Below are 19,074 nucleotides of genomic sequence, written 5' to 3'. Positions count from 1 at the left end.
GCCTGTGGGAACAGTTCGAAGGCTGGACTTCCGCGACTGCCACGGCTCACGCCACCACCTCCCCCACCCGGGCACGCCCGCGCTCCCTGAGGGGCCTCAGCCCAGATAGCCCATCCGGTGGCTGATCTCCTGCGCGCCGCCGATCAGCGCGGGTGCCAGCTCGTGGATGCGTTCCTCGGTGAAGCGGTACGCGGGGCCGGAGGCGCTGATCGCGGCGATGACCTCGCCGCCGCTGGAGCGGATCGGGGCCGCCATGGCGTGCAGACCGATCTCCAGCTCCTCCAGCGTCACCGCGTATCCGCGCTCCCGCGCCTCGGCGAGGTTCTTCTCCAGCTTCGTCCTGGCCGTCAGAGTGTGCGGCGTCAGCTTCCGCGTCCCGGCCTCCGCGAGCACATCGGCGCGCTCCTTCGCCGGCAGGTGGGCCAGCAGGATCTTGCCGCTCGACGTGGCGTGGACCGGGGTGAGCTGCCCGACCCAGTTGTGGGTGCCGACGGCGCCTGGACCGCGTACCTGATACAGGTTGACGGCGTAGTGCTCCTGCAGGACAGCGATGTTGACGGTCTCGCCGATCTCCTCGCTGAGCCGTTCGCACACCGGGCGGCCCTGCTGGGTGACGTCGAGGCGGCCGGTGACCGCGCCGGCCAGGCGGACGATGCCGAAGCCCAGCCGGTACTTGCCCCGCTCGGCCGTCTGCTCGACCAGGCCGCGCGCCTCCAGAGCCCCGAGCAGACGGAACGCGGTCGACTTGTGGACGTCGATCTCGGCGGCCACCTCGCTGACGCCCGCCTCGCCGCGCTGGGCGAGGATCTCCAGGACGCTGACGGCGCGGTCGACGGACTGCACACCGCTCACCGCCGGCCCCGCTGTTTCGCTATCTGCGGTGTAGTTGCTCATGACGCAACTATACGGGTGGGTCGCCGGACGTATCCAAGGGACGGCCGTTCCGGCCGCCCGCATAGTCGCACGGCCACTTCGTCAGCGGAAGACCACGGTGCAGTGTCCGTTCACCAGCACCCGGCTCTGGCTGTGCCACTCCACGGCACGGGCGAGTACCTGGGCCTCGACGTCACGGCCGATGGTGACCAGCTCGTCGGGGTCGCGCGAGTGGTCCACGCGGACGACGTCCTGTTCGATGATCGGGCCCTCGTCGAGGTCGGGCGTGACGTAGTGCGCCGTGGCTCCGACGAGCTTCACGCCGCGCGCGTGTGCCTGGACGTACGGCCGGGCGCCCTTGAAGCTCGGCAGGAACGAGTGGTGGATGTTGATGGCCTTGCCGTCGAGCTGCTTGCACAGGTCGTCGGAGAGGATCTGCATGTAGCGGGCCAGCACCACCAGGTCGACGTCCAGCTCGCGCACCAGCTCCAGCAGCCGCGCCTCGGCCCGGGCCTTGGTGTCCTTGGTCACCGGGACATGGTGGAAGGGGATGCCGTAGGTCTCCGCGAGCCCCTCGAAGTCCCGGTGGTTGGAGACGATCGCCGGGATCTCGATGTTGAGCGCCCCCGTGGACCTGCGGAACAGCAGGTCGTTCAGGCAGTGGCCGAACTTCGACACCATGATCAGCGTGCGCGTCGGGGTCGACGCCTCGCGCAGCTGCCAGGTGATGCCGTACGCCTGGCCGACCGGGCCGAAGCCGGTGAGCAGGTCCTCCAGGGAGATGCCGGGGTCCGAGACGTCGAAGTGCACCCGCATGAAGAAGCGGTCCTGCAACCGGTCGTCGAACTGCTGGCTCTCCAGGATGTTGCCGGAGTGGCTCACGAGAAAGGTGGTCACGGCGTGGACGAGGCCGGCCTGGTCGGGGCAGGAAAGGGTGAGGATGAAGTCACGGCCGGGCTGCGGTCGAGGAGGCATGCCTTCCTCCGTCGGTCGGTGTTGGCGATGACGCAACACGGTGAGCTGTATGCCCTCGCGCGCAACGGCCCCCTGCGGACGCCTCTTGGCTGATCGTCATGGTGGCAAGTCCGAGCTTCCCGGGGGCTTGACGCGTCCAGCGCATTGTTCCTCTATGTAGAACCAGAATCGCAATGCGCAACATCATGCGGATGGGGCCAGCCGTCGTCAAGGGCGCGCGCGATGCCGGGAGTCTGCTCGGTCAACCCCTTGACAGTGAGTGTCCCCAGGGAGACAGTTTGGCCATCGTTGCTTATAACGAAGCTAATTGCGTATTGCGCAACGGAATTGGCTCGGCACGAAGCTCCCAAGATTCCGAAGATCGCATTCGGCCGTCCTCGACGAGGAGATCGACCGTGATACACGAGGTACGCGCCGTCGTCGCCCGCCAGAAGGGCGCACCGGTCTCGGTGGAGACCATCCTGGTGCCGGACCCCGGCCCCGGTAGGCGTGGGTGCGGGTGCGGGCCTGCGGTGTCTGCCACACCGACCTGCACTACTGGGAGGGCGGGATCAACGACGAGTTCCCGTTCCTGCTCGGCCACGAGGCGGCCGTTGTTGCCCTCACCGCCGCCGAGCGCTTCGACCCCGAGATGTCGCGCATCCGCCGCTGAACGGGCCCCGACCACCGGCAGCGCCACACCTTGTATCGGCAAGATTCACCAGGAGATGGACACATGGCCACTTCGTACGACGTCATCGTCGTCGGCCTGGGCGGGATGGGCAGCGCGGCCGCCTGTCACCTCGCCGCCCGAGGCCGGCGCGTGCTCGGCATCGAGCGCTTCGGACCCGCCCACAACCTCGGCTCCAGCCACGGCGGCTCCCGCATCTACCGGCAGGCGTACTTCGAGGACCCGGCCTACGTACCCCTGCTTCTGCGCGCCCGCGAACTGTGGGAGAAGCTCGCCGCCGACTCCGGCCGCGAGGTCTTCACCGAGACCGGTGGTCTCATGATCGGCCGCGAGGGGAGCAAGGCCTTCACCGGCACCCTGCGCAGCGCGCACGAGTGGGGCCTGGACCACGAAGTCCTGGGCGCCGCCGACATACGGCGCCGCTTCCCCACCTTCAACCCGGCGGCCGAGGACGTCGCCCTCTACGAGCGCAAGGCCGGCATCGCCCGTCCCGAGGAGACCGTCACCGCCCACCTGGACCTGGCCCGCGCACACGGCGCCGACCTGCACTTCACCGAACGCGTCCTCGGCTGGGAGGCCGACGGCCGGGGCGGCAGGGCCTGGGTGGTCACCGACCGCGGTGCCTACACCGCCGATCGGCTGGTCATCGCCCCCGGGGCCTGGGCCCCGAAGCTGCTGTCCGACCTCGGCGTGACCGTGACGGTGGAGCGCCAGGTCATGTACTGGTTCCAACCTGAGGGCGGAGTCCGCCCGTTCGGCGCCGAACGGCACCCGGTCTACATCTGGGAGGACTCTGACGGTACCCAGATCTACGGCTTCCCCTCGCTCGACGGCCCCGACGGCGGCGCCAAGGTCGCCTTCTTCCGCAAGGGCGTCCCCAGCGACCCCGACCACCTCGACCGCCAGGTCCGCCCGGACGAGATCGAGGCCATGGCCGACTACCTGCGCCCGCGCATCCCCACGCTGCCCGGCCGCTTCCTCAAGGCCGCCGCCTGTATGTACGCCAACACGCCGGACGAACACTTCGTCCTCGCCCGGCATCCCGAGCATCCGCAGGTGACGGTGGCCTGCGGCTTCTCTGGCCACGGGTTCAAGTTCGTGCCCGTCATCGGCGAGATCCTCGCCGACCTGGCGACGGAAGGCACCACCGACCACCCCATCGCCCTGTTCGATCCTCGCCGCGTGCGCGTCTGACATTTCCGAAGGTGACGAGATGACCCTCACCAATCTGCCGCCCAGCCTGATCCCCACGCTGTCCGGTGAGTACTACACCGACCCCGAGGTGTTCGCCCGGGAGCAGGAGCGGGTCTTCGAGGCCATGTGGTTCTGCGTCGCCCGCGCCGCCGAGCTGGACAAGCCCGGCGCCTTCCGCACCTACCAGGTGGGCCGCGAGAGCGTGCTGATCTCCCGCTCGCGGGACGGTTCGATCAAGGGATTCCTCAACATCTGCCGGCACCGCGGCGCCAAGCTGTGCACCGAGGAGTCCGGCGAGGTGAAGCGCGCCTTCCAGTGCCCGTACCACGCCTGGACGTACGGCCTGGACGGCAAGCTGGTCGCCGCGCCCAACCTGACGTCGATGCCGGACATCGACCGGACCGAGTACGGCCTGGTCAACGTCCATGTGCGGGAGTGGCTCGGCTATGTGTGGGTGTGCCTCGCCGACGAGCCGCCCTCCTTCGAGGCGGACGTGCGGGGCGCGGTCGTCGAGCGGCTCGGCGACCTGGAGTCGATCGAGCGCTACGGCATCGAAGAGCTGAAGCTGGGCCGCCGTATCACCTACGACGTGAAGGCCAACTGGAAGCTCATCATCGAGAACTTCATGGAGTGCTACCACTGTGCCACGATCCACCCCGAACTCACCGAGGTGCTCCCGGAGTTCGCGGATGGTTACGCCGCCCAGTACTACGTGGGACACGGCGCGGAGTTCGGTGAGGAGATCCAGGGCTTCACGGTGGACGGCTCCGAGGGACTGGACCGCATCCCCGGGGTCGCCGAGGACCAGGACCGCCGCTACTACGCGATCACGGTCCGCCCGCAGGTGTTCATCAACCTGGTCCCCGACCATGTGATCTTCCACCGGATGTACCCGGTGGCAGTGGACCGCACGGTCGTGGAGTGCGACTGGCTGTATCTGCCGCATGTCGTCGAGAGCGGCAAGGACGTCAGCCGGTCCGTGGAACTCTTCGACCGGGTCAACCGGCAGGACTTCGACGCCTGCGAGCGCACGCAGCCCGGAATGAGCTCGAAGGCGTACGCCAAGGGCGGCGTGCTGGTGCCCAGCGAGCACCACATCGGCGCGTTCCATACCTGGCTGCGGACCAAGCTCGAGGCGCGCCCCACGCACTGACCCCCTGACTCGCCCCCACCCGAGGAGACCGCCGATGATCCTGTTCAACCAGCCCCTGCACGCGCTGGACCCCGACGTCGCCGCCGCCGTCGACGCCGAGCTCCGCCGCCAGCAGTCCACCCTCGAGATGATCGCCTCGGAGAACTTCGCTCCGGTCGCGGTCATGGAGGCCCAGGGCTCCGTTCTCACCAACAAGTACGCCGAGGGCTACCCCGGCCGCCGGTACTACGGCGGCTGCGAGCACGTCGACGTCGCCGAGCAGATCGCGATCGACCGGGTCAAGGACCTGTTCGGCGCCGAGTACGCCAACGTCCAGCCGCACTCCGGCGCCTCCGCGAACCAGGCCGCGCTGTTCGCGATGGCCCAGCCCGGCGACACGATCCTGGGCCTGGACCTGGCGCACGGCGGCCACCTCACCCACGGCATGCGCCTGAACTTCTCCGGCAAGCAGTTCCACGTGGTCGCCTACCACGTCGACGAGGCCGGTCTGGTCGACATGGCCGAGGTCGAGCGCCTGGCCAAGGAGAACCGCCCCAAGGTGATCATCGCGGGCTGGTCCGCCTACCCGCGTCAGCTGGACTTCGCCGAGTTCCGCCGTATCGCGGACGAGGTCGACGCCTACCTGTGGGTCGACATGGCGCACTTCGCGGGCCTGGTCGCGGCCGGTCTGCACCCCAACCCGGTCGAGTACGCCGACGTGGTGACGTCCACCACGCACAAGACGCTCGGCGGCCCGCGCGGCGGCATCATCCTGGCGAAGAAGGAGTTCGCGAAGAAGCTGAACTCCTCGGTCTTCCCCGGTTTCCAGGGCGGCCCGCTGGAGCACGTGATCGCGGCCAAGGCCGTCTCCTTCAAGGTCGCCGCCTCGGAGGAGTTCAAGGAGCGCCAGCGCCGTACGGTCGACGGCGCCCGCATCCTCGCCGAGCGCCTGGTCCGGGACGACGTCACCCAGCACGGTGTCTCGGTCCTGTCCGGCGGCACGGACGTGCACCTGGTCCTGGTCGACCTGCGCAACAGCGAGCTCGACGGCCGGCAGGCCGAGGACCGCCTCCACGAGGTCGGCATCACGGTCAACCGCAACGCCATCCCGAACGACCCGCGGCCGCCGATGGTCACCTCGGGTCTGCGGATCGGCACGCCGGCGCTCGCCACCCGCGGTTTCGGCACCGAGGACTTCACCGAGGTCGCCGACATCATCGCGGAGACCCTGAAGCCCGGTTTCGACGCCGAGGCCCTGAAGGCCCGCGTGACCGCTCTGGCCGACAAGCACCCGCTCTACCCCGGCCTGTGACCGACACCGTCCCGCAGGGGCGTGCCATGACTGCTCGGCACGCCCCACCATCCCACGGAGTATGGCGTGGCAATCAGCGTCTTCGACCTGTTCTCCATAGGCATCGGCCCGTCCAGTTCGCACACCGTCGGCCCGATGCGCGCCGCCGGGATGTTCGTCGCCCGGCTGAAGCAGGACGGCGTGCTCGCCCAGACCGCCGCGGCGAGGGCGGAGCTGTTCGGCTCTCTCGGCGCCACCGGCCACGGCCACGGCACGCCGAAGGCCGTCCTGCTCGGCCTGGAGGGCTACGAGCCGCACACGGTCGACGTCGCCCGGGCGGACCTGGACGTCGAGCGAATTCGAGGCACCGGACGCATCCGTCTCCTCGGCGCCGAGATCGGTCCGGTCCACGAGATCGACTTCGACGCGTCGACCCAGCTGGTCCTGCACCGCAGGAGGTCGCTGCCGTTTCACGCCAACGGCATGACCCTCTTCGCGTACGACGGCGACGGCGTGCCGCTGCTCGAGAAGACGTACTACTCCGTGGGCGGCGGCTTCGTCGTGGACGAGGACGCCGTCCAGGGCGAGAACCCGATCGTCCCGGACGACACTGCCTTGAAGTACCCCTTCCGCACCGGCGACGAACTGCTGCGGCTGACGAGGGAGACCGGTCTGTCGATCTCCGCGCTCATGCTGGAGAACGAGAAGGCCTGGCGCACGGAGGAGGAGATCCGCGCGGGCCTGCTGGAGATCTGGCGGGTCATGGAGGGCTGCGTCTCGCGCGGCATGTCCCGCGAGGGCATCCTCCCCGGCGGTCTGAAGGTCCGTCGGCGGGCCGCGGCGGCCCGGGCGCTGCGGAGCGAGGGTGACCCGGCGGGCCGTGCCATGGAATGGGTGACCCTCTACGCGATGGCCGTGAACGAGGAGAACGCCGCCGGTGGCCGGGTCGTCACCGCCCCGACGAACGGCGCGGCCGGCATCATCCCGGCGGTGCTGCACTACTACATGAACTTCGTGCCCGGCGCCGACGAGGACGGCGTGGTCCGCTTCCTCCTCGCGGCGGGCGCCATCGGCATGCTCTTCAAGGAGAACGCCTCCATCTCCGGCGCCGAGGTCGGCTGCCAGGGCGAGGTCGGCTCGGCCTGCTCGATGGCCGCCGGCGCGCTCGCCGAGGTGCTCGGCGGCAGCCCCGAACAGGTCGAGAACGCCGCTGAGATCGGCATGGAGCACAACCTCGGGCTGACCTGCGACCCGGTCGGCGGCCTCGTCCAGATCCCGTGCATCGAGCGCAACGGCATGGCCGCGGTCAAGGCCGTCACCGCCGCCCGTATGGCACTGCGCGGCGACGGCCGCCACCACGTCTCGCTCGACAAGGTCATCAAGACCATGAAGGAGACCGGCGCCGACATGAAGGTCAAGTACAAGGAGACCGCCCGCGGCGGCCTCGCCGTCAACGTCACCGAGTGCTGAGGAGACGGACGGAGCGAACGCGCCGGCCGCGCAACGCCGTCCTGCGGGACGGTCGAACTGGCGCAGAAGGCCGTCATGGCGGGCATCCCCGTGCGTGACGTACTCGTACGTGGCGCTTCACGCGGCCTTGGTGAGGGTGGACCGGTCCGTGCTGGGCGCGGGCCGGGCGGCTGTCACGAGGCGGCTGGTCGTCGCTCCTCGGCCGTCGTGGCTTCGCGGCCACAGGACGAGGGCGCCGATCGCTCCCACCCCGGCAAGGGCCGCGAGGACGGCCCAGGCGAGGGTGAAGCCGCCGTTCGTGCCGAGCCACCCCGCGACGGGGTAGGTGATCAGCCAGGCCAGGTGCGACAGGGAGAACTGGGCCGCGAACGCCTCGGGGATCGCGTTCCGTCCGACGGACGCGCGCAGGACCTTGCCGGTCGGCGTGATGATCAGCGCCATGCCGACGCCGATCGCGGCCCAGACGATCGCCGTACCGGTCCATGTGACGAGGCCGGCCGCGGTGAGCGTCACCGCGGCGGTCGTGGCGGCGACGAGGACTCCGGCGCCGGTCGTCATGACGGTGCGGGCGGCGATCCGGTCGAGGACGCGGGGCAGTACGAGGGCGGCCAGGAGGGTTCCGGTCCCGGAGGCGGCGAGCATCCAGGCGACGTCCGACTGCGAGCCGCCGAGCTCGTCACGGACGTGGTTGACGGTGTTGACGACGACGATCGACCCTGCCGCCGCGACCACGAGGTTGAGCGCCATGATGCCGCGCAGCCGCGGCGTCCTGAGGAAGGTCCTGATCCCCGCCGCAGCCTTGTCCCATGCCTTGGTGTGGGTGCTGGGGCGGGCGTCGGGGATGCGTGCCGACAGGACGAGCAGGGCGGAGAGGAGGAATCCGGCGGAGGTGCCGAGGAACAGCCGGTCGAAGCTCAGGAATGTCAGGGCGACGGCTGCGAGGACGGGGCTGAGCAGGCTCTCCATGGTGGAGGCGACCTGGGAGGCGGAGAGGGCCCGCGTGTAGTCGGTGTCATCGGTGACGATGTCGGGGATGACGGCCTGGAACGTCGGGGTGAAGGCCGCGGAGGCTGCCTGGAGCAGGCCGATCAGGACGTAGATGTGCCAGACCTCGGTGACCAGCGGCAGTGCGAGGACCACCCCGCCGCGGACCGCGTCGAGGCCGAACAGGAAGGTTCTGCGGGGGAGCCGGTCGACGTACGCGGCGGCCAGCGGGGCTATGAGCACGTACAGGACCATCTTGATGGTCAGTGCGGTGCCGAGGACCGTCCCGGCGCGCGGTCCGGCGAGGTCGTAGGCGAGCAGTCCGAGGGCCACGGTGGTCAGGCCGGTCCCGAACAGGGCGATGACCTGGGCGCCGAACAGGTGGCGGTAGTCGCGGATGGCGAACAGACGCATGGCGGGTTCCTTCCGTATCCATGCGGCGGGGCACGCCCCGGGGGTGGAGGCCGCGCCCCGCGAGTACAGACGGGGGTGTCTCTAGGCACCGGTGTCGCTCCCCGGTGTGAGGCCGGCGAGCAGGTTGATCGCGGGATCGGCCGAGGTGCCCGCGTGGGCGCGCTCGATCTCTTCCTCGTCCACGCCCATGGAGCGGGCGGCACCGACGTGCGCGTCGAGGCAGAGCCCGCAGCCCTGGAGTGCCTGGACGGCGATCGAGATCCGTTCGCTGATTCCGCGGTCGAGTTTGGCTCGTCCCATGGCTCTGCTGAGCTGGAGGTATCCGCCCAGTACGGCCGGTGAGTGCGCCATCGTCGAGACCATGTCGCCGATCTGGCCATGGCGGGAGACCAGGTCGCCGAGGAGATCGCGCGAGGCGCCGACCGCCGTCTCGGGCGTGAGACGGTTCAGGCGGGGCATGACGCTCCTTCCGATGCTGCGTCCATGCGGTCAGTGGTGTGCGTGGTGTGCGGGGGGTGCCTGGTGGCCGTGGTGGTGGCCACCGTGCTCAGGTGCGGTCGGGGTGGTCCGCACCGTGAACTCGGCCGTCCGGACGACGTCGTCGTGCTGGAAGTCCAGATACAGGCGATAGGTGCCGGCCGACGGCGCGACGGCCATGAAGGCGATCTCGGGCCCCGGTGCGGTGGTGCCGTCACCGGGTTCGCCCTCCGGGTGGACGTGGAGGTAGCCCAGGTCTCCGACCCGCAGGGCCACCAGGTGTCCGTACGCCGCCAGGTAGGGCTGCAGATCGGTGACGGGGCTGCCGTTCCTGCTGACGGTGAGGGTCAGCGCGCTCGCCTCGCCGGGCACGAGCTCGCCGTCGAGCGCGACCGTGTACGCGCCGATCCGCGCGATCCCCGTGGGCTCGGGGAGCGGCCGCGGGTCGTACGGTCCGGCGACCGCGACGTCGATCCCGAGCGTCAGGGTCCCGTCGTGGCCTGCCGGGTGGATGTCGGCGAAGAACCTCCAGTCACCCGGCTCCAGGGCCAGTTCGGTGCTCCAGGTTCCCTTCTCGTCCCTCACCGGGTGCACGTGCTGGAACCCGGCGGTGTCGCGCCGAACGGCGATGAAGTGCAGCTCCTTCTCGTGCTCGGGGATGAACTCCGTCGCCGCCTGTCCGTCGGGGCCGATCACCCGGAAGCTGACCGGCTGCACGCCGGCGGTGAGGATCGTCGCATCGAGCTCGAGGGTGTACCCGTCCTCGGAGACCGACAGCCCACCGGGCCGGGCACCCCCGTGGGCGCCGTGGTGGGCCTGGTCGTGGCCGGAGTGGTTCCTCATCACATCTCCCGGGGTGTGAAGTGCGCCTTTCGGCGTCGTCCGTTCAGGACGTTGATCGTAACCATATACCCCCAGGGGGTATTCCCGAGTGCTGTGACGGTGGAAATTTCGTGCATCTGTCGACGTACGACAGGGATACCGGCACCGCCGACGCGCGGGCGGGTACGGGCGAAAGGATCACGCCGGGTGCGGCGCCCCGGCGCGCGGAGGATTCCCTACGCTGGCCACGTGACGCGAAACAGCAGGCCCGTGGCCGTCTTCGACCTGGACAACACGCTCTCCGGCACCGCCCACCGGCAGCACTTCCTGGAGCGGCGCCCGCGCGACTGGGACGGCTTCTTCGCCGCCGCGCCGGACGACCCGCCGCTCGCCGAGGGGATCGCGCTGTGCCGGGAGGCGGCGGAGGAGTGCGAGATCGTCTATCTGACCGGGCGGCCCGAGCGGTGCCGCCGCGACACGGTCGCGTGGCTGGCCGCGCAGGAGCTTCCGGAGGGGCCGGTCCACATGCGTCGCAACGCCGACCGGCGGCCGGCGCGCGTCACCAAGCTGGAGATCCTGCGCCGGCTCGGCGGCGACCGCGAGGTCCGGATGCTGGTCGACGACGACGAACTCGTCTGCGAGGCGGCCGAGAGGGCCGGCTTCCGGGTCGTCCGCGCCCGCTGGGCGACCCCGTCCGAGGAGCTGAAGAAGGCCCAGGAGAAGGAGGGCCGCACCTGACACCCGGGCCGCACCTGACACCCGCGGGCGCGGCGCCCTCGCTCAGGCGCCTTCCTCCAGGCGGAAGCCGACCTTCAGGCCGACCTGGTAGTGCTCGATCGCCCCGTCGACGATGTGGCCGCGGACCTGCGTCACCTCGAACCAGTCCAGGCCCCGCAGTGTCTGCGCCGCACGCTCGATGCCGTTGCGAATGGCCTGGTCGACGCCGTCCGTGGAGGTGCCGACGATCTCGGTGACGCGGTAGGTGTGGTTCGACATGACGGACGAACTCCTCTCGGTGGGGTTGTTCCACCGTGCCCCACCCCGTGCCGGTCCGCGACACGTCGGGACTTGACCGCCCGGTTGGTCCAGACCAGAATCCAGGCCACGCACCCGCGCGAACAAGCCGTTCGCTCCCCCCACGTCGGGTCAGCTCCCCATGCCGTACTCCAGTCATGGAACGCAGAAGGTGACCTACGTGAAGAACCGCCCCCTCATCTGCCCACTGGCTGTCGCGACCGCGCTCGCGCTCGCCGGCTGCGGCCTCCTGCCCGGTGACGCCGACCGGAGCCGTACGGTCGACGTCTGGCTGATGCGGGACAGTGTCAGCGAGGACTTCCTCCAGCGCTTCACCCAGGCGTACGAGTCCGAGCACCCGGGCGTCGAACTGGAGTTCACCATCCAGGAGTGGACCGGCATCGGGAAGAAGGTCACCGAGGCGATCAAGGGCCCGGGCGGGCCGGACGTCATCGAGGTCGGCAACACCCAGGTCGCCCAGTACGCCGACACCGACAAGCTCTACGACCTCACCCTGGAGTCCGTACGCGACCTCGGCAGCGAGGACTGGCTGCCCGGCCTCGCCGAGCCCGGCCGCATCGGCGGCTCCCAGTACGGCATCCCGTGGTACGCCGCCAACCGGGTCGTGATCTACCACAAGGACCTCTTCAAGGCGGCCGGCCTCAGCAAGCCGCCCACCACCCGGGCCCAGTGGCTCGACGACACCGAGAAGCTCAACCGCCACGGCTCCCAGGGCATCTACCTCGCCGGACAGGACTGGTACACGCTGGCCGGCTTCATCTGGGACGAGGGCGGCGAACTCGCCGACGACAAGGGCGGCGACTGGACGGGCGCGCTGGCCAGTCCGGCGGCCCTGCGCGGCATGGCCTTCTACAAGGAGCTCCACTCCCTCGGCTCGGGGCCCAAGGACGCCGACGAGCAGACCCCGCCCCAGGCCGAGGTCTTCGCCAAGGGTGACGTCGCCCAGATCATCGCCACCCCCAGCGCCGTCGCCGCCATCACCAAGGCGAACCCGGCCCTCAAGGACAAGCTCGGTTTCTTCCCGATACCGGGGAAGACGGCCGGGCAGCCCTGTGCCGTCTTCACCGGCGGCTCCGACCTGATCGTCCCGGAGAACGCGCCCGAGCGGACGGCCGCCATCGACGTGGTCAAGGCCCTGGCTGGCGAGAAGTGGCAGACCGAACTGGCCCGCGCCATGAACTACGTCCCCAACAAGACCACGCTGGCCTCCGTCGTCGAGGGGCAGGAGGCCACCGCCGTCATGGCCGTCGGCGCGGCACGCGGCAGGGCCACGCCCAACTCCCCGCAGTGGGCCGACGTCGAGGCGGCCAACCCGATCAAGCCGTACATGACGGCGGTCCTGCAGGGCGAGGACCCGAAGAAGGCGGCCGAAGCGGCGTCGGCACAGATCACGGAAGCGCTCGCGGAGTAGCCAGCCCCGCCCCCCCACGTGGCGAATGCCGCGCCGAAGAGCATTCAGCGCATCCACACCCGCGATCCGCCGAACGGTCATGTCGAATCCAGTCGGTCACGGAAGAAGTAAGGAGCCGGGCCACCGCTCACGCGGCCCGGCCCTCACCGTCCCCCTTCCGTGCACCGGAGGAGCCCGACATGCCCGCACCGTCGCCCGCAGTCGCCGTCGCACCTGCACCCGCAGTCGCAGTCGCCGTCGCACCCGCACCCGCAGTCGCAGTCGCCGTCGCACCCGCACCCGCCGTCGCGTCCCCCGTCACCACCGCACCCGCCGTACCCGTTCCGGCCGGTCTCCCCGTTCCCGCCGCCGCCCCGGCCCAGGCCGCCGCTCCCGTCGAGCCGCAGCCCCGCTACGTCGTCGGTCTCGCCCGCGACCAGGAGGACGTCCGCGCCGCCCAGCGGCTTCGGCACCAGGTCTTCGTGGGGGAGATGGGCGCCCGCCTCGACGGGCCCGAGCCCGGCCTGGACATCGACGCCTTCGACGCGTACTGCGACCACCTGCTCGTACGTGAGGAGGCCACCGGCGAGGTCGTCGGCACCTACCGGGTCCTGCCGCCGGAGCGCGCCCGGATCGCCGGACGCCTCTACTCCGAGAGCGAGTTCGACCTCGGCCGGCTCGCCCCCGTCCGCGACGACCTCGTCGAGGTCGGCCGCTCCTGCGTCCACCCCGCCCACCGCAACGGCGCCGTCATCGCCCTCATCTGGGCCGGACTCGCCCGCTACATGACCCGCACCGGCCACAACTGGCTGGCGGGCTGCTGCTCGATACCGCTCGCCGACGGCGGCACGCTCGCCGCCGCCACCTGGGACACCGTCAGGACCAGGCACCTCGCGCCCGAGGAGTACTGGGTCACCCCGCACAAGCTCTGGACCCCCGACGGCATCACCCGACCCACCCGCCCCATGGGTCGCACCGAGCTTCCCCCGCTGCTGCGCGGCTACCTGCGGCTCGGCGCCTGGGTCTGCGGAGCGCCCGCCCACGACATGGACTTCGGGGTCGCCGACCTCTACGTCCTGCTGTCGCTGCGTAACACCAACCCCCGCTACCTGCGCCACTTCCTCTCCCTCGCACCGCGGTGAACGGGGCCCGGACCGTTTCGCCGTGGCTGCCCACGGCGCCCTGCACTCCGGGCCGGTGCGCCCCGCATCCGGGCCCCGGCTCCGCCACCGTCCGTCCTCTCCTCGCCGTGGCCCGGCTCGTCGCCGGCGTGGGCGTCGTCCTCGCCGGGCTGCTGCTCGCCCCCCTGACCGCCCCGCTGCCGGCCGCCGCCAGGCGAGCCCTCGTCCGACGCTGGTGCCGCGCGGTGATCCGGGCCTTCGGCGTCCGCCTGCGGATCACCGGCGCCGCCCCGGTCACCCCCGCCGGCCCGCTCCTCGTCGTCGCCAACCACATCTCCTGGCTCGACATCCCGCTCGTCGCCGCCGTCCTGCCCGGCCGCATGCTCGCCAAGCGGGAGGTGCGGGCCTGGCCCGTCCTCGGCACGCTCGCCGCCCTCGGCGGCACTCTCTTCATCGACCGCGACCGGCTACGGGCCCTGCCCGACCTGATCCGCGCGATGACCGAAGCCCTCACCGGTGGCGGCCGGGTGATCGTCTTCCCCGAGGGGTCCACCTGGTGCGGGCGGGCCGGTGGCACGTTCCGCCCCGCCGCCTTCCAGGCCGCTCTGGACGCCTCCGCCGCCGTGCAGCCCGTACGGCTGGAGTACCGGCCCACCGGGCCCGCCGCCTTCGTGGGCGACGATCCGCTCGGCGCCTCGCTGTGGCGGATCGCGGCGGCCGGTGGACTGACGGCGGAAGTCCGGATACTGGATCCGATATCCATCGTCCAATATCCGGACCGCCGCTCCCTGGCCCGGGCCGCTCAGCGCGCGGTCGCCAGCGACAGCGCGAACCGCCCCTTCTCGTCCGTCCACCAGTGGGTCAGATCCAGCCCCGCCGCCGTCAGCTCGTCCCGTACACCCGCCTGACGGAACTTCGCCGACACCTCCGTCCGTACCTCCTCACCCGCTTCGAAGGGCACCACCAGATCCAGTTCGGGGATCTTCACGGTGAGTGCGTGGCGGGCCCGCAGCCGCATCTCGATCCACTCCCGCTCCCGGTCCCACACCGCCACATGGTCGAAGTCCTCCGGCCGCGCGTCCGCGCCCAACTCCCGCGCGATCACCGCCAGCACGTTCTTGTTGAACGCGGCCGTCACCCCGGCGTCGTCGTCGTACGCGGCGACCAGCGTCGCCTCGTCCTTCACCAGGTCCGTGCCGAGCAACAGCGCGTCGCCCGGCGCCAGCATCGCCCGCACCGAGCGCAGGAACACCTGGCGCTCACGGGGCAGCAGATTGCCGATCGTGCCCCCGAGGAACGCCACCAGACGCGGCCCCGGCGTGCCGGGCAGCGCGAGGCCCCGGGTGAAGTCGGCGACCAGCGCGTGCAGATGGAGCGAGGGCCGCTCGGCGAGGAGCGCCTCGGCCGCCCCGGTCAGCGCGCTCTCGCTCACGTCCACCGGCACGTAGCTGTCGAGACGGGGCAGCAGCGCCTCGATCAGGAACCGGGTCTTCTCCGAGGAGCCGGAACCCAGCTCCACCAGAGTCCGGGCCCCGGTCGCCGCGGCGATCTCGGGCGCCCGGTCGATCAGGATCTCCCGCTCGGCGCGGGTCGGGTAGTACTCGGGGAGCCGGGTGATCTCCTCGAACAGTTCACTGCCGCGCGCGTCGTAGAACCACTTCGGCGGCAGCTCCTTGGGGCTGCGGGTCAGCCCGTGGAGCACGTCGGCGCGCAGATCGGCGTCGGTGGCGTCCTCGGGGAGGGTGCGGGTCAGCTGGAAGGGGCTCACGCGGAGGGCTCCTTGAGCGGGGTCAGGGTGACGTCGGCGCGCGTGGCGGACAGCAGTGTGCGGTCCGGCACCTCGCGCCAGAGCGGATCGTCGTCGTACGGTTCGGAGGCCACGACCGTGCGCGGCGCGCCGCTCCGGTCGGGCCCGGTCAGGTACCAGAGGGAGTTGCCCCAGGCCGTCGCGGTGATGTGCGAGCCGTCGGTGAGGAGCAGGTTCAGGCGGGAGGCGGGGGCCGCGCCGGCGGCCTCCCGTACGGTGTCGGTGAGCGCCCGCCCCGGCGGGTCCCCGGCGCGCAGCCGGTGCAGCACGAGCGCCCACAGCAGCGCGGAGTCCGTCCGCGCCTCGATCCGCAGCCACTCCTCGGGCGGCAGTACGGCGGCCAGGGCGGCCATCGAGTCGGGCCAGCCGTCGACCGCGCCGTTGTGGCTGAAGAGCCACGGCCCGGCGGAGAACGGGGCCGCCGCCGCCTCCCCGTCGGCGCCGGGCAGAGTGGCGCCCCGGACGGCGGCGAGCAGGGCGCGGGTGCGCACCACCCGCGCGAGGTCGGTGAGGGACGGGTCGGCCCAGATGGGGACGGCCCGGCGGTAGCGGGCCGGGACCGGATCACCGTCGGCGTACCAGCCCACGCCGAACCCGTCCGCGTTCACCACACCGCTGACCTGCGTGCGCGGCTCCCACGCCTGCCGGTACAGGGCGTGCACCGGCCCGATCACCAACTCCCCGACGGTCACGGGTTCGCCGAGGTAGGCGACATGGCGGCACATCAGACCGGCTCCGCGTTCCGAGCCGTCCGGAAACCGGAGAAGATCTGGCGGCGCACCGGAAGGTCCCAGTTGCGGAACGTGCCCCGGCAGGCCACCGCGTCGACGGCGAACGACCCGCCCCGCAGCACCTTGTGCGCCGGACCGAAGAAGACTTGCGAATACTCCTTGTACGGGAAGGCGATGAACCCCGGATACGGCAGGAAGTCACTCGACGTCCACTCCCACACGTCCCCGATCAACTGCCGTACGCCGAGCGGCGAGGCACCCTCGGGATAGCTTCCGGCGGCGGCCGGTCCCAGATGCCGCTGGCCGAGATTGGCGTGTACGGGCGCGGGGTCGGCGTCGCCCCAGGGATAGCGGCGGGAGCGTCCGGTCGCCGGATCGTGGCGGGCCGCCTTCTCCCACTCGGCCTCCGTGGGCAGCCTGCGTCCGGCCCAGCGGGCGTAGGCGTCGGCCTCGTACCAGCTCACATGCACCACGGGCTCGTCCTCGGGCACCGGTTCCGTCACCCCGAACCGGCGGCGCAGCCACTGTCCGCCCGAGCGGTGCCAGAACAGCGGGGCGCCGATGTCGTGCCGCCGGATCTGGGCCCAGCCCTCCGCCTGCCACCACCGCTCGTCCGTGTAGCCGCCGTCCGCGACGAAGGCCATGTAGGCGCCGTTGGTGACGGGCACGGTGTCGATGAAGAACGCCGGAACGACCCGGGTGTGCGCCGGGCGTTCGTTGTCCAGCGCCCAGGCCTCGTCGGAGGTGCCCATGGTGAACGGCCCGCCGGGGACCAGGACTTCGGCCGGAAGGGCGCCGGTCTCCGTCGCCGGGGGAGGGGGCGGGGGAGCGGTCAGCGCCGCCGGTCCGGTGCGCAGCTGATGGGTGATCAGCATGGTCTCGTCGTGCTGCTGTTCGTGCTGGGCGATCATCCCGAAGGCGAATGCCGCCTCGACCAGCGGTCGGCCCTCCAGCGGGGTGCGCTCCAGCACGTCCAGGACCCGTCCCCGTACGTCGGACGCGTAGGCGCGCGCCTCGGCCGGCGGCAGCAGCGGCAGGGTCGGACGGGTGGCACGCGGGTGCTCGAAGGCGTCGTAGATGGAGTCGATCTCCGGGCGCAGGGCGTCGCGTCCGGCGACGGCCCGCCACAGCCACTGCTCCTCCTGGTTGCCGATATGCGCCAGGTCCCACACCAGCGGGGACATCAACGGCGAGTGCTGCGCGGTGAGTTCGTCGTCCTCCACGCAGGAGGTGAGCAGCCCGGTGCGCTCCCGCGCGGTGGTGAGAGCGGTCAGCGCCCGCTGCCGCAGGGCCGCGGGATCGGTCACGGTCATGACGCCACCTCCTGGAAATCGTCCGCCGGACAGCCTCCGGGGATCACGTGCCGCTCGTGGAAGGCGGCCACCGCCCGCAGGACGGCGCCGCTCGCCCCGATCCGGGGGAGCGCCTCCAGAGCGGCCGGGAACGCCACCAGGGCGGCGGCATGCAGATCCGGGTCCGACAGCGCGTCGCGCGCCGCGGCCCGCCAGAGCGGATTACGGGGCGCCGCCGACGAACCGGCCCGCTCGGCAAGGGGTTTGACCGCCCGATAAACGGTCTCGGCCGCCTCCGGGTCCTCGAACAGAGCGGTGGTCACGGCCACCGGCACGATCCAGCCGTCGGCCCCCGGCTGTGCGTCGATCATCCGCAGCTCCAGATGCCCGCGCGGCCGCACCGGCGGGAAGAGGGTCGTCAGGTGGTAGCGCAGATCGTCCTCGCCGGCCGGCCGGGGCCGCCCGGTGCGCAGCCACTCCCGGAACGTCAGCCCCTCCGGTACCTCCCACGGTGCCTCGTCACCGCGTACGCACATCACCGGGGCGTCGAGCACGTGCGCCGCCCAGGCCGCGCGCGGCTCGCCGTCCGACAGGGGGGCGAGCGCCCGTGCGGGGTCGAGATCGGTCCACAGCGCCTGCCGGGTGGAGCGCCAACCGGTCCGACGACCGCCGTGGAGAGGGGAGTTGGCGAACGCGGCCACCAGGACCGCGCCCAGCAGATGGGCCAGCTGCCAGCGCCGGTGGTAGCCGAGCGGACCCGGCTCCTCCTCGCCGGCGTCCAGACAGACCTGCACCGAGGCGGAGTCGCGCATCATGGCCCGGCCGGCGGGTCCGGTGCGGTCGAGGAAGGCCTCCATCGCTTCGTAACGGGGCTCGTGCAACACCCGTCCGCGCGGCGCCTGCCACGGGTCGACGCCGTAGCCGCTGAGGGAGAGTCCGATCCGGCCGAGGGCGCCCCGTACGGCGCGGAGGTCGGCCGCGACGGTGTCGAGGCACTCCATGAGGGAGGCGGCGGGCGGCGAGCTGAGCTCCAGCTGTCCGCCGGGTTCGAAGGTCAGTGCCGAGGCCAACGGCAGTGCCCGTACGGTGTCGACGGCCGTGGCCAGTCGGTGCGGTGGGACGCGGAGCCGCGGGTCACGCAGCTCGTGGACGAGCCATTCCACCTCCACCCCGACGGTGCGGGGCGGGCCCGTCTTGAAGCAGATACATCGCAGCAGATCCTCGGCCTCGTCCTCGGTGAGACGCCGGCTCTCGGTAGGACGGCGCCCCTCGGTGCGGGGCGGGCCGTTCGACGGTATGCCGCTCGACGACATTCGGTTCCTCCAGTCCTGGAAGGCGCTGTTTCCACCTAAAGCCACCGCCGACGGGCGTGCAAGACCGCCCCATCGGCCCCGCG

Annotated in this window: 18 protein-coding genes and 1 pseudogene; 9 read left to right on the top strand and 10 right to left on the bottom strand. The window is 71.3% G+C overall.

Annotated features, from left to right (window positions below):
• Positions 1-96 precede the first annotated feature (96 nt).
• Together ACF06X_RS06480 and purU are read right to left on the bottom strand one after the other, a co-directional pair.
• On the bottom strand, positions 97-894 hold the full coding sequence (locus ACF06X_RS06480) for an IclR family transcriptional regulator (protein WP_392286082.1): 798 nt from the start codon (positions 892-894) through the stop codon (positions 97-99).
• 81 nt (positions 895-975) lie between these two features.
• Positions 976-1,848 carry a formyltetrahydrofolate deformylase gene (gene purU / locus ACF06X_RS06475; protein ID WP_392286081.1) on the bottom strand — a complete coding sequence of 291 codons (873 nt, stop codon included), beginning with the start codon at positions 1,846-1,848 and terminating at the stop codon, positions 976-978.
• Between the two features lie 395 nt (positions 1,849-2,243).
• On the opposite strand from purU, the pseudogene ACF06X_RS06470 reads away from it, so the two are divergent.
• The 5 genes and pseudogenes from ACF06X_RS06470 to ACF06X_RS06450 form a co-directional block, all read left to right on the top strand.
• Positions 2,244-2,464 (top strand): annotated as a pseudogene (locus ACF06X_RS06470) (alcohol dehydrogenase catalytic domain-containing protein); the annotation flags it as partial.
• A 99-nt stretch (positions 2,465-2,563) separates the two neighbouring features.
• Positions 2,564-3,712: an N-methyl-L-tryptophan oxidase gene (solA, locus tag ACF06X_RS06465; protein ID WP_392286080.1), complete on the top strand. Its 1,149-nt coding sequence runs from the start codon at positions 2,564-2,566 to the stop codon at positions 3,710-3,712.
• A gap of 19 nt (positions 3,713-3,731) precedes the next feature.
• The gene (locus tag ACF06X_RS06460) at positions 3,732-4,865 is read left to right on the top strand and encodes an aromatic ring-hydroxylating dioxygenase subunit alpha (protein WP_392286079.1); all 1,134 of its coding nucleotides are present in this window, start codon (positions 3,732-3,734) and stop codon (positions 4,863-4,865) included.
• A gap of 34 nt (positions 4,866-4,899) precedes the next feature.
• Positions 4,900-6,156 (top strand): serine hydroxymethyltransferase, encoded by a 1,257-nt coding sequence (gene glyA, locus ACF06X_RS06455; RefSeq protein WP_392286078.1) that lies wholly within the window; start codon positions 4,900-4,902, stop codon positions 6,154-6,156.
• A 66-nt stretch (positions 6,157-6,222) separates the two neighbouring features.
• Positions 6,223-7,605 (top strand): L-serine ammonia-lyase, encoded by a 1,383-nt coding sequence (locus ACF06X_RS06450; protein ID WP_392286077.1) that lies wholly within the window; start codon positions 6,223-6,225, stop codon positions 7,603-7,605.
• A gap of 117 nt (positions 7,606-7,722) precedes the next feature.
• Here ACF06X_RS06450 and ACF06X_RS06445 read toward each other — a convergent pair whose 3' ends face one another.
• From ACF06X_RS06445 to ACF06X_RS06435, 3 genes are all read right to left on the bottom strand, one after another.
• The gene (locus ACF06X_RS06445) at positions 7,723-9,003 is read right to left on the bottom strand and encodes an MFS transporter (protein ID WP_392286076.1); all 1,281 of its coding nucleotides are present in this window, start codon (positions 9,001-9,003) and stop codon (positions 7,723-7,725) included.
• Positions 9,004-9,084: 81 nt separating this feature from the next.
• Positions 9,085-9,462: a carboxymuconolactone decarboxylase family protein gene (locus ACF06X_RS06440; protein WP_392286075.1), complete on the bottom strand. Its 378-nt coding sequence runs from the start codon at positions 9,460-9,462 to the stop codon at positions 9,085-9,087.
• 30 nt (positions 9,463-9,492) lie between these two features.
• The gene (locus tag ACF06X_RS06435; RefSeq protein ID WP_392286074.1) at positions 9,493-10,323 is read right to left on the bottom strand and encodes a hypothetical protein; all 831 of its coding nucleotides are present in this window, start codon (positions 10,321-10,323) and stop codon (positions 9,493-9,495) included.
• Between the two features lie 228 nt (positions 10,324-10,551).
• On the opposite strand from ACF06X_RS06435, the gene ACF06X_RS06430 reads away from it, so the two are divergent.
• Positions 10,552-11,040, top strand: a complete 489-nt coding sequence (locus ACF06X_RS06430; protein ID WP_392286073.1) for a hypothetical protein — start codon at positions 10,552-10,554, stop codon at positions 11,038-11,040.
• A gap of 42 nt (positions 11,041-11,082) precedes the next feature.
• On the opposite strand, the gene ACF06X_RS06425 is transcribed toward ACF06X_RS06430, so the two are convergent.
• Positions 11,083-11,298 carry a dodecin gene (locus tag ACF06X_RS06425; protein WP_392286072.1) on the bottom strand — a complete coding sequence of 72 codons (216 nt, stop codon included), beginning with the start codon at positions 11,296-11,298 and terminating at the stop codon, positions 11,083-11,085.
• A 199-nt stretch (positions 11,299-11,497) separates the two neighbouring features.
• On the opposite strand from ACF06X_RS06425, the gene ACF06X_RS06420 reads away from it, so the two are divergent.
• From ACF06X_RS06420 to ACF06X_RS06410, 3 genes are all read left to right on the top strand, one after another.
• Positions 11,498-12,748, top strand: a complete 1,251-nt coding sequence (locus tag ACF06X_RS06420) for an extracellular solute-binding protein (RefSeq protein ID WP_392286071.1) — start codon at positions 11,498-11,500, stop codon at positions 12,746-12,748.
• A 179-nt stretch (positions 12,749-12,927) separates the two neighbouring features.
• Entirely contained in the window at positions 12,928-13,869 is a 942-nt protein-coding gene (locus tag ACF06X_RS06415; protein ID WP_392286070.1) for a GNAT family N-acetyltransferase, read from the top strand.
• Positions 13,866-14,756, top strand: coding sequence for a lysophospholipid acyltransferase family protein (locus ACF06X_RS06410; RefSeq protein ID WP_392286069.1), 891 nt, complete (start codon positions 13,866-13,868; stop codon positions 14,754-14,756). The genes ACF06X_RS06415 and ACF06X_RS06410 overlap by 4 nt, the downstream gene beginning before the upstream one ends.
• On the opposite strand, the gene egtD is transcribed toward ACF06X_RS06410, so the two are convergent.
• Genes egtD through egtA form a run of 4 tightly spaced genes read right to left on the bottom strand, consistent with a single transcriptional unit; the run spans position 14,651 to position 18,991 of the window.
• Positions 14,651-15,616, bottom strand: coding sequence for an L-histidine N(alpha)-methyltransferase (egtD, locus tag ACF06X_RS06405; protein WP_392286068.1), 966 nt, complete (start codon positions 15,614-15,616; stop codon positions 14,651-14,653). The two genes, ACF06X_RS06410 and egtD, sit on opposite strands and share 106 nt — an antisense overlap.
• Positions 15,613-16,380: an ergothioneine biosynthesis protein EgtC gene (egtC, locus tag ACF06X_RS06400; protein WP_392286067.1), complete on the bottom strand. Its 768-nt coding sequence runs from the start codon at positions 16,378-16,380 to the stop codon at positions 15,613-15,615. The genes egtD and egtC overlap by 4 nt, the downstream gene beginning before the upstream one ends.
• A complete protein-coding gene (egtB, locus tag ACF06X_RS06395; RefSeq protein WP_392286066.1) occupies positions 16,380-17,699 on the bottom strand; it encodes an ergothioneine biosynthesis protein EgtB in 1,320 nt (439 codons plus the stop codon). Before egtB ends, egtC begins: the two co-directional genes overlap by 1 nt.
• Complete coding sequence (gene egtA / locus ACF06X_RS06390) at positions 17,696-18,991, bottom strand: ergothioneine biosynthesis glutamate--cysteine ligase EgtA (protein WP_392286065.1); 1,296 nt, start codon at positions 18,989-18,991, stop codon at positions 17,696-17,698. The genes egtB and egtA overlap by 4 nt, the downstream gene beginning before the upstream one ends.
• Positions 18,992-19,074 lie beyond the last annotated feature (83 nt).

It is taken from the genome of Streptomyces sp. NPDC015346 (assembly GCF_043078785.1).
In the GTDB taxonomy this organism is placed as follows: domain Bacteria; phylum Actinomycetota; class Actinomycetes; order Streptomycetales; family Streptomycetaceae; genus Streptomyces.
The sequence above is the reverse complement of the archived record's forward strand: the minus strand, read 5'-3'. Positions and strand labels throughout refer to the sequence as shown.

Excerpts from the sequence above, each read along its gene's own strand:
- ACF06X_RS06415 (WP_392286070.1), top strand. The coding sequence starts at position 12,928 with ATGCCCGCACCGTCGCCCGCAGTCGCCGTCGCACCTGCACCCGCAGTC.
- egtB (WP_392286066.1), bottom strand. The coding sequence starts at position 17,699 with ATGACCGTGACCGATCCCGCGGCCCTGCGGCAGCGGGCGCTGACCGCT.
- ACF06X_RS06460 (WP_392286079.1), top strand. The coding sequence starts at position 3,732 with ATGACCCTCACCAATCTGCCGCCCAGCCTGATCCCCACGCTGTCCGGT.
- ACF06X_RS06435 (WP_392286074.1), bottom strand. The coding sequence starts at position 10,323 with ATGAGGAACCACTCCGGCCACGACCAGGCCCACCACGGCGCCCACGGG.
- glyA (WP_392286078.1), top strand. The coding sequence starts at position 4,900 with ATGATCCTGTTCAACCAGCCCCTGCACGCGCTGGACCCCGACGTCGCC.
- ACF06X_RS06445 (WP_392286076.1), bottom strand. The coding sequence starts at position 9,003 with ATGCGTCTGTTCGCCATCCGCGACTACCGCCACCTGTTCGGCGCCCAG.
- ACF06X_RS06440 (WP_392286075.1), bottom strand. The coding sequence starts at position 9,462 with ATGCCCCGCCTGAACCGTCTCACGCCCGAGACGGCGGTCGGCGCCTCG.
- egtC (WP_392286067.1), bottom strand. The coding sequence starts at position 16,380 with ATGTGCCGCCATGTCGCCTACCTCGGCGAACCCGTGACCGTCGGGGAG.
- purU (WP_392286081.1), bottom strand. The coding sequence starts at position 1,848 with ATGCCTCCTCGACCGCAGCCCGGCCGTGACTTCATCCTCACCCTTTCC.
- ACF06X_RS06480 (WP_392286082.1), bottom strand. The coding sequence starts at position 894 with ATGAGCAACTACACCGCAGATAGCGAAACAGCGGGGCCGGCGGTGAGC.
- solA (WP_392286080.1), top strand. The coding sequence starts at position 2,564 with ATGGCCACTTCGTACGACGTCATCGTCGTCGGCCTGGGCGGGATGGGC.
- egtA (WP_392286065.1), bottom strand. The coding sequence starts at position 18,991 with ATGTCGTCGAGCGGCATACCGTCGAACGGCCCGCCCCGCACCGAGGGG.
- ACF06X_RS06425 (WP_392286072.1), bottom strand. The coding sequence starts at position 11,298 with ATGTCGAACCACACCTACCGCGTCACCGAGATCGTCGGCACCTCCACG.